Source organism: Paraburkholderia ribeironis, from assembly GCF_900019265.1.
Classification (GTDB): domain Bacteria; phylum Pseudomonadota; class Gammaproteobacteria; order Burkholderiales; family Burkholderiaceae; genus Paraburkholderia; species Paraburkholderia ribeironis.
On record NZ_CYGX02000053.1, the window covers coordinates 21383 to 33837 of the forward strand.

The 12455-nt window shown below is 63.8% G+C and carries 10 protein-coding genes and 1 pseudogene; 9 read left to right on the forward strand and 2 right to left on the reverse strand.

What is annotated here, in order from left to right; genetic code table 11:
- Window positions 1-16: 16 nt before the first annotated feature.
- Window positions 17-856, reverse strand: coding sequence for a lysylphosphatidylglycerol synthase domain-containing protein (locus tag BN2475_RS23195; protein ID WP_094781827.1), 840 nt, complete (start codon window positions 854-856; stop codon window positions 17-19).
- A gap of 504 nt (window positions 857-1360) precedes the next feature.
- On the opposite strand from BN2475_RS23195, the pseudogene BN2475_RS23200 reads away from it, so the two are divergent.
- The 5 genes and pseudogenes from BN2475_RS23200 to BN2475_RS23220 form a co-directional block, all read left to right on the forward strand.
- Window positions 1361-1537 (forward strand): annotated as a pseudogene (locus tag BN2475_RS23200) (TolC family protein); the annotation flags it as partial.
- A gap of 466 nt (window positions 1538-2003) precedes the next feature.
- A complete protein-coding gene (locus BN2475_RS23205; RefSeq protein WP_094781828.1) occupies window positions 2004-4394 on the forward strand; it encodes an ATP-binding protein in 2391 nt (796 codons plus the stop codon).
- 44 nt (window positions 4395-4438) lie between these two features.
- Window positions 4439-5173: a methyl-accepting chemotaxis protein gene (locus BN2475_RS23210; RefSeq protein WP_094781860.1), complete on the forward strand. Its 735-nt coding sequence runs from the start codon at window positions 4439-4441 to the stop codon at window positions 5171-5173.
- Window positions 5170-5745, forward strand: coding sequence for a hypothetical protein (locus BN2475_RS23215; protein WP_094781829.1), 576 nt, complete (start codon window positions 5170-5172; stop codon window positions 5743-5745). The genes BN2475_RS23210 and BN2475_RS23215 overlap by 4 nt, the downstream gene beginning before the upstream one ends.
- Before the next feature lie 112 nt (window positions 5746-5857).
- Window positions 5858-6223, forward strand: a complete 366-nt coding sequence (locus tag BN2475_RS23220; RefSeq protein WP_094781830.1) for a response regulator — start codon at window positions 5858-5860, stop codon at window positions 6221-6223.
- A 511-nt stretch (window positions 6224-6734) separates the two neighbouring features.
- On the opposite strand, the gene BN2475_RS23225 is transcribed toward BN2475_RS23220, so the two are convergent.
- Window positions 6735-7493 (reverse strand): SDR family oxidoreductase, encoded by a 759-nt coding sequence (locus BN2475_RS23225; RefSeq protein WP_094781831.1) that lies wholly within the window; start codon window positions 7491-7493, stop codon window positions 6735-6737.
- A 228-nt stretch (window positions 7494-7721) separates the two neighbouring features.
- On the opposite strand from BN2475_RS23225, the gene BN2475_RS23230 reads away from it, so the two are divergent.
- The 4 genes from BN2475_RS23230 to BN2475_RS23245 all read left to right on the forward strand — a co-directional run bounded on the left by BN2475_RS23230 (window position 7722) and on the right by BN2475_RS23245 (window position 12334).
- On the forward strand, window positions 7722-8681 hold the full coding sequence (locus tag BN2475_RS23230; protein WP_094781832.1) for a LysR family transcriptional regulator: 960 nt from the start codon (window positions 7722-7724) through the stop codon (window positions 8679-8681).
- Window positions 8682-8786: 105 nt separating this feature from the next.
- On the forward strand, window positions 8787-9980 hold the full coding sequence (locus BN2475_RS23235) for a CaiB/BaiF CoA transferase family protein (protein WP_094781833.1): 1194 nt from the start codon (window positions 8787-8789) through the stop codon (window positions 9978-9980).
- Window positions 9977-10942 carry a hydroxymethylglutaryl-CoA lyase gene (locus BN2475_RS23240; RefSeq protein ID WP_094781834.1) on the forward strand — a complete coding sequence of 322 codons (966 nt, stop codon included), beginning with the start codon at window positions 9977-9979 and terminating at the stop codon, window positions 10940-10942. The genes BN2475_RS23235 and BN2475_RS23240 overlap by 4 nt, the downstream gene beginning before the upstream one ends.
- Before the next feature lie 60 nt (window positions 10943-11002).
- A complete protein-coding gene (locus tag BN2475_RS23245; RefSeq protein ID WP_094781835.1) occupies window positions 11003-12334 on the forward strand; it encodes an MFS transporter in 1332 nt (443 codons plus the stop codon).
- Window positions 12335-12455: the final 121 nt, after the last annotated feature.

Sequence of the window (12455 nt, forward strand, 5' to 3'; positions counted from 1 at the left end):
GGAGGAAGCCGCCCTCCTAGACGCCGAGCGCACCCGGCACCGGGAAGGCCGCATCGCGTATCGCCTGGCCGAGGCTTTCCAACACCAGCGCCTGCGCGAAGGTCGGCTCGGCGCCCATGCATGCGAGCGCGATCCATATCTCCGCCACCCCGAGGAACCAGGCCGCGAGGTGGACGAAGATCGAACCCAGCATGGCCGTCCTGTTCGCGTGGATGCGCTGCAGGTTGTGGTGCAGCCTGAGCTCGCTGCCGAACGATGCCTTCAACCAGCGGGCCACAACCAGCATGCCGCGCTCGATCAGATCGAACAGCCCGAAGCGCTGCGCGACGTAGAAGCCGCCGAGAGCCGCCGCCGCGATCAGAAGACCGGTCGCGAGCCACTGGACCATCGTGCCGCCGCGGCCGCCCGCGACGAGGAGCCCGAACCCCGCGACGGTAAACAGGAACTGGGCAAAAGCCTGGATCAGCAGGTCCACGAGGATCGACGCGCCGGCAAGGCCGCCCGCCACGCCCCAGAAGGTCAGCAGCCGCGTGCCGATCAGGTCGCCGCCGAACGAGGCCACCGGCAGCAGCACGTTGATCGCCTCGCGCACCCAGCGCAGGAACACGAACACCCCGAAGCCTTGCTGCGTCAGCGGACGGACGAGCCGGCCCCAGGCTACACCGGTCAACCCCATGATGACGACACGGATCGCCACGATGGCGGCGATGCCCCAGCCGACGCGAGCTACGGCATCCAGCACGAGCGTCGGATCGTTGGCGACGACCAGCGCAATGGCCGCGACGAGCCCGCACGAAGTAGCGACGACCGCGCCGATCGCGATGCTGCCGTTCTTCCTTGTATAGCGAATGTTCACGGATGCTCCCTGGCTGACGTCTGCTGGAACGGGAACGCTGCGGTGTTGATGTCAAGAGTACAGCGGGACATTCTGCTCCGTGCGCGAAGGTCGAAACATTTTTGTTCCGGGATACGAGGCGCGGTCAATGCATCCAAAGGTGAGCCGTTCCAGGATGGTGAGGATTTCCAGGGAATGACGGCATCACGATGAACGGTGAGGACTTCCAGGAGATGAGGGCGTTAGCGGCAAAGGTGAGGAGTTCCAGGAGATCGCATCGCCTGTGACCCATAGGTGAGGACTTTCAGGAGACGGCTGCCGGTTCGCCAGAAAGTGAGTGGTTCGCGGCATCGAATCGCACCGTGAAAGGCAGCCCCCGACAGGTCACGGTGAGACGTTCCAGGAGAGCGTCGACCAAGGTGAGTGATTCCAGGAGGTGAGCGATTGCGACGCTGAGTCCGCACCTGCGGCGAGGTGAGTTTTTCCAGGAAGTCGTTCGACCCTCTCCAATCGGTTCACGGCTGAAATCGATTCACTGCTGGCACAGGCGGCTGAGCGTTCGCGCCGAGCGTATCGGTGCCGAATTTCGATTACGGCAGCAACAATGCGTCGCTCGATCTCGCGAAGATCGACAAGCAGATCGACGTGGCCGACTACGAAAGCGCGATTCAGACCGCGTTCAAGGAAGTGTCGAACGCCGTGACGTTGTACAAGGTGCTGGGCGACAGCTGGGCGCATGGCTGAACGCCGATAGGTGAGAAGATTCGGGAGCTGGCGAGGTGAGAATATGGCCACCGGTCGGCGCACTTCAGATGCAAAGGTGAGGAAATACGGGGGCGCGGTTGAGCGCGCCAGTCCGCATGTTTTTCCTGCGAACCTGGGTGGCCGAGCTGAACGAATCCGCACAGATGCTCGTTTTGGAACTGGCGCCACTGGCCGACCAGAATGACGGCGTTCGAGCCGCAAAATCGAAGGCCATCTTTTAACGGCCATGCGCACAAAAACTTTAGAACTAAATTTAACCCCTCGGGTGCGTGCGAAAACCGCGTAGTCATCGCTCAGTAATATGGGCGGGCAATACTCGGTAGTTGCAAGTCAGACCATGTTTCGCACATAACGCGCCGCTCCGATCGAGGGCGGACGCAAAGACCAGCACCCGGGGGTTCAAATGACGATCCGTCATCGGATTACGCTATTGGTAGTTTTGATGTTCGTCGCGTTGTCGGCGATCGGCGGCTATGCCGTCTACCAGACGCGCGGCAGCGCCGCCGAAGTGCGCAAGGTGACCGAGGGCGTGGTGCCCAGCGCGCTCGCCTCTGCTGATCTCGTGTCGCAAGTCAAGGACGTGCAGCTCGCCACGATGACGCTGGTCGTCGCGCCCGACGCCAACATGGTCGCCCAGGCACAGGACGAGTTGAAGAAGAAAAAAGCCTCGCTGCAACAGGCGCTCGCGTTGCAGGCAGGCCAGGCCGCGAGCCACGCGCAGCAGGGTCTCGTCGCGCAGGCGAAGGACAGCCTCGAGAACTATTTCGCCGCGATCGCCGAGACCGCAAAAATGAAAGCGGACGGCAAGAACGAACTGGCGCAGGCGTATCTGTTCGCCAACGTCGCGCAGTATCGCGACGAACTCGAAGGCATCGTCGAGACCTTGCGGGTCGAGAAGAATCGCGAGAAGGACGACGCAATCACTTCGCTGAACGCCACGCTCGCGACGACGACCACGGCGATTGCCGTCGTCACCTGCATCGCGATCGTCCTGCTGACGTCGATCGGCGCGCTGCTCTATCGCCAGATCACGCGCCCGCTCAGCCGCATGCAGGCCATGATGAGCGAAATCGCGTCGAGCCAGGACTTCACGCGCCGCGTGCCGGTCGGTCGGCTCGATGAGATCGGTCACTCCATCGTCGCCTTCAACGGCATGATAGAGAAGATCCAGGAAAGCTCCGCGCAGCTCAAACAGAAGACCGCCGACATTCAGGCGATGTTGCAGAACATGCAGCAGGGCATTCTGACGGTGATCGATGGCGCGGTGGTTCATTCGGAGTACTCGGCGTATCTGGAAGATATCTTCGAGACCACGGACATCGCCGGGCGCGGCATGATGGATCTGGTTTTCGCGGACACCGACCTCGGCGCCGATGCGCTGTCGCAGATCGATGCGGCAACCCACGCGTGTCTCGGCGAAGATTGCCTCAACTTCGCGTTCAATCAGCATTTGCTGGTTGGCGAAATTTCGAAGCGCATGCCCGATGGCCGCGTGAAGATACTCGACCTGAGCTGGTCGGCGATTACCGACGAAGAAGACGTCGTGGTGCGCCTGATGCTGTGCGTGCGCGACGTCACCGAACTGCGCAAGCTGGCGGCCGAAGCGAGCGAACAACGCCGCCGGCTCGACATGATCGGCGAGATCCTCGCGATCAGCGAGGAGAAGTTCCATCACTTCATCGAAAGCTCGGCTGGCTTTGTCAGCGAGAACGAGCGCATCATTCGCAAGCACTCCGAGGCGGATCACACGGCGATTGCCGAGCTGTTCCGCAACATGCACACCATCAAGGGCAACGCGCGAACCTACAACCTGCAGCATCTGACGAACATCGTTCACGAGACCGAGCGCAGCTATCACGAACTGCGCCAGCCGGATGCGGATCGCTCGTGGGATCAGGAGCATCTGATGCAGGAGTTGACGCGGGTGCGCGAGGCCATCGAGAGCTACGCGAAGATCAACGAACAGAGCCTGGGCCGCAAAGGCAAGAGTCAGGCGAGCGAGGCGGGCAACGCGGGCCGCTATGTGATGGTCGACAAGGCGGAGATCCAGCGCACGCTGAACATGCTGGACGAGACCGAGGCCGGCGAACTCCACGAACTGCAATCGATGCGCGATGCGCTGCGCCGCACGCTGCGCGCGCTGGGCAGCGAAAGCGTGCGCGACGCTTTGTCCGGCGTGCTGGACTCGCTGCCGTCGCTCGCGAGCGAGTTGGGCAAGCCGGCGCCGGCTGTGCGGATCGACGATAACGGCTACCGTCTGCGCGGCGATGCGGGCGGCACGCTGAGCAATGTGTTCGTGCATCTGCTGCGCAATTCGATCGACCACGGTATCGAAACCGCGGACGCTCGCAGCGCCCAGGGCAAGACGCCGGCGGGCACGATCGATATCGAAGTGGGCGTGGACGGTGGCGCATTGCAGATCACGCTTAGCGACGACGGCCGTGGTCTCGCGCTCGAACGGATTCGCGGCATCGCGGTGGAGCGCGGCTGGATCGGCGATGACGACAGGCTTAGCGACGAAGCCATCGCCGACTTCATTTTCCGACCAGGCTTCTCGACCGCGCAAACCGTCACTGAAGTCTCGGGCCGTGGCGTCGGCATGGACGCGGTGCGCGATTTCGTGCGGCGCGAGAACGGCCGTATCGAACTGCGCTTTACCGATAGCCATGCTGGCGCGCCGTTCCGTCAGTTTCAGACCATCGTCTGCCTGCCGGAGCATGTCGCAGTCGATACGCTGGGTGGTCAGGCGCGCGGCGAAGCCGGTGCGCGGCAACTCGACGCGATCGCGGGCTGAGCGCTGATCGACGAAACTGGGTACGGACTTCGCAAGGAATGGTTGTGATTCGACAGTATTTATTGGCGGCGCTGGCAGGCGGCGCGTTGACCGCGCTGCTGGCATGGGCCGCGCACAAGCTGCAATGCGCGAAGTTGACGGCGCGTTTGCGCGCCGAAGCACAAGCGCGGCTCGACATGCTCGAAGCCGGGCAGACGGCGCATCGCGAAGCGATCCGCGAACGCGAGCAGGCCGAGCAGGCGTTGCACGCGGTGACCGCGCAGCTGCGCGAAGAGTTGCAGCAGCAGTCGGCCAGCGCCGACGCACTGCGCGCGACGCTCGACGCCGTGAGCGCAAACCGGCAACAGTGGATTGACCAGGCGAACCGGATCGCCGGCGAAGCCGCGCGTCTCAAGCAACTCGGCGCGGCGTTCGAGCGCTGGCACGAGCAGATGATCTCGCTGATGACGCAAAACCACGACATGCATGCAAAGAACCTGGAGCTGTCGTCGATCGTGCGGCATGTGGTGATCGTGTCGCTGAACGCATCGATCGAAGCGGCGCGTGCGGGTCCGGCCGGCCGCGGCTTCGCGGTGGTGGCGAGCGAAGTGCGTGCGCTCGCGGGGCGCTCCGAGGAGTTGTCGAAGAGCTATCGCGACAGCCTGCACCGCAACGACCTGACCACGACCTCGACGTTCCAGGACATCCAGGCGGGCGGCAAGATGATCGCGGCGTCGCTTGCCAGCGTCGAATCGCTCGCGAATCAGTTCCATGCGCAGCTCGATGAGGTGCCGATGTGATTTCGGCCCACGCAAAAGACAGCTTCGAGCGCATTTTTCAGAAGGCCGCGCAGACGCGTCTGCCGATGGATTCCGCCGACTCGTGCGAGATCGCGCCACTCGCCGAAGCGAGCGCCGACACGAGAGGCGGCACAACAGGCGGCACAACAGGCGGCACAACAGGCGACACGCAGGTGGTCGTGCTGACCATTTCTTCGATCGCGTTCCGGCTACTGCTGATTCTGCACTTCGACGAAGACGACAGCACGCGCCGCTACTACCTGGGCGATGCCGACGAACGGCCGTTTCGGGAAGCGTTTCTGGAAATCTGCAATCTGTGTTGTGGCGCGATGAACCAGGAACTGCTGCGCTATTTTCCCGACCTCGGCATGTCGACGCCGTATGTGTTGAGCGCGCGTTGTGTGCCGTATCTGCACGAATTGAAGCCGGGTCTGCTGTCGTCGTACTCGATCGTGCTCAACGGTACGGTGCGGCTCGCCGCGACCGTGTGCGTGTGCGCGCATGCGCCGCTCGACTTCATTGCGGACACGAGCGCGAGCGAAGAAACCAGCGGCGAGCTGGAATTGTTTTGAGCGTGACTGCGCGCACCGCCGCGAGCGGCAAGTGCAATGAACGTAAACGAGCCGGCCGGCAACATGCGGGCGCCGCGCTCCAACTTGAGTAGTGTCATAGGAAGCAGACAACATGTCGAAAATTCTGGTGGTGGATGACTCGAGCACGGTGCGCGACGAAGTGGCCGGCTTTCTGAAGAAGAACGGTCTGGCCGTCGACACGGCGGTGGACGGCAAGGACGGCCTCGCGAAGTTGAAGTCCAGCCCCGGCATCAGGCTGGTGATCAGCGACGTCAACATGCCCAACATGGATGGCCTGACGATGGTCGAGAAAATTCGCGGCGAACTCGCCAACACGACCGTGAACGTCATCATGCTGACGACCGAGAGCAGCCCGGCGATGAAGGAGCGCGGCAAGGCGGCCGGTGTCAAAGGCTGGATCGTTAAGCCGTTCAAGGGCGATGCGGTGCTGGAAACGTTCCGCAAACTGGCGGGCTAAACGTTGCGGGTTCGGTCCGACTCGCGAAAGGTGAGGGTTTCCGGGAGTGGTGCGCGCGCCGTGTTCAAAGCGCGGTTGCGCGGGCACAGCGACTGCGGAAACCCCCTATTTGCAGGCGTAAACCGCACGGCGCGAGTACAACGACACGTACCGACGCATGGGTCCGCTTGCTTAAGGTGAGGATATTCGGGAGTCTGCGCGGGCCGCGCGATACGTGAGTCCACGCAGGCTTTTTCGATCACCGTGCGCGAAGCAGGCCGCCCACAACGGCTTACCTGGGGATGCAGAATAGTGCGGCCGCTTCAAAGGTGAGGGTTTGCGGGAGTAGCCTGTTTCGAGCCCGTCGCTCCAGGCCCAGCTTGCCTTTGCGCCCTGCCCGCAAGCTCGAAAGGTGAGCGTTTTCGGGACATCTCCGGTCGGCGGCCTGCGCGCAACCGCGCCGCTGTGTGTCAAAGGTGAGGCTTTTCGGGAAGCGCGGGGGCGGCTCGCCAAGCCGCTCATCAACCGCTCATCAACCCGCTTTGGCGATCTCGCGAATGTCGGCGACCGGTATTTGTCCGAACGCATCGCTGAACGCGTAGTCGATCAGTTGGGTCGCGCATTGTTCAGGCGTCGACAACTTGCCGCTGCTTTTGAGGTCGTCGAACTTCGCGCGCAACGGGAACTGTTCTTCGCCGCTAGCGCGAATCTCCGCCTGCATGTTCGTATCGACCACGCCTGGCGCGAGACTGCAGATACGCAGCGCGCGATTCGCGTCGAGCGCGACGGCGCGCGCATGATGATCGAGCGCAGCTTTGGTCGCGCAGTAGATGCTCCAGCCCGGATACGCGTTGCGGGCAGCGCCGCTGGAAATGTGCACGATGCGCCGGTCGCTCGCATCGACGGCGGCGGTGGCGAGTGCGCTGGCCAGCATCAGCGGCGTCGCCACGTTGAGGCTCACCGCGCTCGCGACAGTGGCCGCGTCCTGCTGGGCGATCGGCCCGATGGGCTGCGCCGTGCCCGCATTGTTGATCAGGAGGACCGTTTGCGCGCCACTGACGAATGAGCGCAGCGCATCGGTCGCGATCCATTGCGCCACGCGCGTAGGGTCGGCCAGTTCCAGTTCAATCTCTTCGAGCTGTGCCGCAAAGCGCGCCTTGAGTGTGGCATGACGCGAGCGGGACAAGCCAAGCACTGTGACATTGCGCGCGACCAGCTGTTCGACGAGCGCCGCGCCCAGGCCGCGCGTGTGACCGGTGACGATCGCGCGAATCGGAGAAGTGGTGGTCATGTCGTTCCTTTGGTCGTTGGCTGGCGAAACGCGGTCATTCTCGCACACTGCATTTTTGAGAGGACATGCGTCGCGTGAGGATGCAAAGCAGAGCGAGAGCGGCGATTATTTCCGGCTGACGACGTGATCGCCAGTCCTGAAGCGCAGCACAGTCAAACAGTCACCGTGCTGGCGGTGCGCCATCAGCTAGAGGATGATTACCACTGACAGAACCTCTGGCGTCCTGCGATGGCAATCAAAAACCTGCTTCGAAAACTCGACCTCACCACGCTGCAACTCTTCCTCGCGGTCTACGAAGAAGGCACGCTCACGCGTGCCGCCGAGCGCGAGGCGATTGCCGTCTCGGCCGCGAGCAAGCGTCTGCTCGAACTCGAACAGGCGGTCGGTGCGACACTGTTCCAGCGCAACGCACGCGGCATGACGCTGACGCCCGCGGGCGAGACGCTGCTGCATCACGCGCGCCGAGTGATGCGCGACATCGAGAACATCGGCATCGAACTGGCCGGCCATGCGAGCGGCGTGCGCGGCTACGTGCGGATGATGGCCAATCTGTCGGCGATCGTCGAGTTTTTGCCCGAGGACTTGCGCGCGTTCCAGTTGCAGCACGAGCGCGTCAAGCTCGATCTCGAAGAGCGGCCGAGTGGCGGCGTAGTCGAAGCGGTCGACGACAGCCTCGCCGACCTCGGCATCTGCTCCGGCGACGCCGACGCCCGCGATCTGCACGTCGAGCACTATCGCCACGATTCGCTGGTGCTGGTAATGCGCGACGATCATCCGTTGGCGGCGCGCACCAGCGTGGCCTTCGCCGAGACGCTGGATGGCGATCACGTCGGCCTGCACGCCGCGAGCTCGATCAACGCCCGCACCCACATGGCCGCGCGCCTCGCCGGCAAGCCGCTGCGGCTACGCATCCACGTGCCGGGGTTCGACGCGGTCTGCCGGATGGTGCAGGCCGGCATGGGCGTCGGCGTGTTGCCGCACAAGGTGTATGAACTGATGGGCCGCCCGCTCGGACTGGTCGGCGTGCCGCTCGAAGACGACTGGGCGAGACGCAGTCTCGTGCTGGTGGTGCGCGATGTCGAGGCGCTCTCGCCGGTAAGCCGCCTGCTGTTCGACCACCTGCGCACGATTGAAGCGGCCGATGCCTCAACCGCTCCCGAAGCCCCGCCGGCCGCGGCCAGACGCTGAGCGTTCGCGGTTCGCGAACGGTCGTTGGCGATTTGCGGTTGGACGCTGCCGCCACGCCGCACCTAAGCTGTCTCCCAACACGAAACCAGCTTCGGAGACAGCATCATGGGTGGACCTCTTCAGGGTATCCGCGTCGTCGAGATCGGAACCCTCATCGCCGCGCCGTTTGCCGCGCGACTCATGGCCGAGTTCGGTGCCGACGTCATCAAGATCGAAGCGCCCGAAACCGGCGACCCCTTGCGCAAATGGCGCAAGCTGCACGAGGGCACCTCGCTCTGGTGGTATCTGCAGTCGCGCAACAAGAAGTCCGTCTGCGTGAATCTGAAATCGGCGGATGGCGTCGAGATCGTCAAGCGGCTTGCCGCCGATGCCGACGTGGTGATCGAAAATCTGCGGCCCGGCGCGCTCGAAAAGCTCGGGCTCGGCTGGGACGTATTGCACGCGATCAACCCGAAACTGACGATGGTCCGCATTTCCGGCTATGGCCAGTCCGGTCCGTATCGCGACCGACCGGGCTTCGGCGCAATCGGCGAAGCGATGGGCGGGATTCGCTATACGACCGGCGAAGTGGACGGCGCGCCGGCGCGCGTCGGCGTGAGCCTCGGCGATTCGCTCGCTTCGCTGCATGGCGTGATCGGCGCGCTGATGTCGTTGCTGCGTGTGAAGACGGGCCAGGGCGAAGGCCAGGTGGTCGATGTCTCGCTGGTCGAGAGCGTGTTCAATCTGATGGAAAGCCTCGTGCCCGAATACGATCTGCTCGGCCACGTGCGCGAACGCAGCGGTGGCGCATTGCCCGGCATCGCGCCGTCAAACACCTATCGCACCGAAGACGGCGGCTACGTCGTGATCGCCGGCAATAGCGATCCGATCTTCAAGCGCCTCATGCATCTGATCGGCCGCGCCGATCTCGCCGACGATCCCGCATTGGCGCACAACGACGGTCGCGTGCGTCAGTCAGCGATGCTCGATCAGGCGATCGCCGCGTGGACCTCGCACCACGCGACCGAAGACGTGCTGGCCGCGCTCGAACGCGCCGAAGTACCGGCGGGCCGCATCTATTCGGTGGCCGACATCGTTGCCGATCCGCACTACCAGGCGCGCGACATGGTGCTGCAAGCGCAACTGCCGGGCGGCGCGTCGGTGAAGATGCCGGGGATTGTGCCGAAGCTCTCGGATACGCCGGGCGTAGTGCGTTGGCAAGGTCCGTCGCTCGGCGAGCACACTGGCAGCGTACTGAGTGCGCTTGGCTTCGCCAACGAAGATATCGAGCGGCTGCGCCGCGAAGGAGCCGTGCAATGAACGCCACACTGAACGCCGCGATCGACGCTACCCGTTTCGACAAACTGATCGTGCAGGAAGTCGCGCCGCGCGACGGCTTGCAGATCGAGCCCACATGGGTCGAGACCGCCGACAAGATCGCGCTGATCGACGCGCTGTCGACTGCGGGCTTCACGCGCATCGAGGCAGGCTCGTTCGTGTCGCCGAAAGCGATTCCGGCACTGCGTGACGGCGAGGCCGTGTTCCAGCAGATCGTGCGGCGCGCCGGCGTGATTTATGTCGCGCTGGTGCCGAACCTGAAGGGCGCCGAGCGCGCGCTCGCGGCGCGCGCCGACGAACTGAACCTGGTGATGTCCGCGAGTCAGATGCACAACCGCGCCAACATGCGGATGAGTTGCGAGTCGTCGCTGATGGCCTTCGACAACATCGTGCGGCATGTGAAGGGCTCGGGCGTGCTGCTGAACGCGTCGGTGGCGACCGCGTTCGGCTGTCCGTTCGAAGGGCGGATCGACGAAGACCGCGTGGTCGGCATTGTCGATACGTATCGCGAGATGGGCATCGAGGGCATCACGCTCGCCGACACGACCGGCATGGCGAACCCGCGCCAGGTGGCACGGCTTGTTGCGCGTGTGCTCGAACGGGTGCCGGCCGCCGCGCTCACGCTGCACTTCCACAACACGCGCGGCCTCGGCCTTGCCAATGTGCTGGCGGCCTACGAAGCGGGCGCGCGCCGCTTCGACGCCGCGCTCGGCGGTCTCGGCGGCTGTCCTTTCGCGCCGGGTGCATCCGGCAACATCTGCACGGAAGACCTCGTGAATCTGTGCGACGAAATGGGCATCCCCACGGCAATCGACCTGGACAAGCTGATCGCGTTGTCACGCGGCTTGCCTGCGCTGCTCGGCCACGACGTGCCGGGGCAACTGGCGAAAGCGGGCCGCAATCGCGACCTGCATCCCGTACCTGAATACGTTCTGCAGATCTGATCCACCCCTAACCGATCAAACGACCGGACGGCATCGCCGAATCCGGCATTGGAGACAAGCATGAGTGACCTGGGCGCAGTCGCAAGCGGCGGCCGTGAGCATAGCGCGGATGAAGTCGCGGCCATCATCCGCAAAGTGGCGTGGCGGTTGATGCCGCTGATCATGATCTGCTATCTGTTCGCATTCTTCGACCGCATCAACATCAGCTTCGCGAAGTTCCAGTTGCAGAGCGATCTCGGCCTGTCCGATACCGCGTATGGTCTCGGCGCGAGCCTGTTCGTGATCGGCTATGTATTGTTCGAAGTGCCAAGCAATCTGTTTCTGTACAAGGTCGGCGCGCGGCGCTGGATCGCGCGGATCATGATCTCGTGGGGACTGGCGACCGCGGCGATGGTGTTCGTCAGTAACGAATGGCAGTTCTATGGACTGCGTTTCGTGATCGGCGCGATGGAAGCGGGCTTCGCACCCGGCGTGCTGTATTACCTGACGCTGTGGTTTCCGCCGGCCTATCGCGGGCGCATCACGTCGATGCTGTTTCTGGCGTCCGCGTTTTCGGGGCTGGTGGGTGCGCCGCTCGCGGGCCTCGTGATCGGGCACATGAACGGTGTGCTCGGCATGCCGGGCTGGCACTGGCTGTTCCTGCTCGGTGGCCTGCCGTGTGTGGTGCTCGGGTTGCTGGTATTGAAGCTGCTGAAGGATCGTATCGAGGATGCGGGCTGGCTGTCGTCGTCGGAAAAGACGATGCTCGCGGGGCAGATTGCGCGCCAGAGTCTTCATCCGGCCAGCGGCCATTCGTTGATGGGCGCAATCAGGACGCCGGGTTTTCTGACGCTTGGGCTGGTGTACTTCCTGATTCAGGTGGCGTCGTATGGATTGAATTTCTGGGCGCCGCATCTGATTCGCGTGGCGGGCACGCACAATCCGACCGTGATCGGCCTGCTGACGGCGGTGCCTTATGTGTGCGGCGCGATCTGCATGGTGGTGGTGGGGCGCCTGTCCGACGCGACCGGCGAACGGCGCAAGTTCGTGTTCGGGCTGCTGATGATGTCGGCCGTCGGCTTCTTCGCCGCAGGGTTCTTCGACAAGCAGACCACGTTGCTGGTCGTCGCGCTGGCCGTGATGGGGGCGGGCGTGGTGGCGTCGATTCCGGCGTTCTGGGCACTGCCGCCGAAGCTCCTGACCGGCGCCGGCGCGGCCGGTGGGATCGCGTTGATCAATACGCTCGGACAGCTTGGAGGGATCGTCAGTCCGATCATGGTGGGCCGCGTGATGGATCTGAGCGGGAGCACGACGCCGGCGTTGTATGTGATCGGTGCGATGAGCGTCGTGTGCGCGCTGATCGTGTTGTGTGGCTTGCCGGAGTCGCTGCGGCGCAGGGAAATGGCGCAGTGATCGTGCGTCGGATCACGCGGGCAGTTCGTCGACATGCGCAACGTCGATATGTGTGCAAGACAGGATGCGGCGAGGCCTGCTCGCGGCTGAGCCGGCGACAGTTAGGCCTGTGGCATCAATT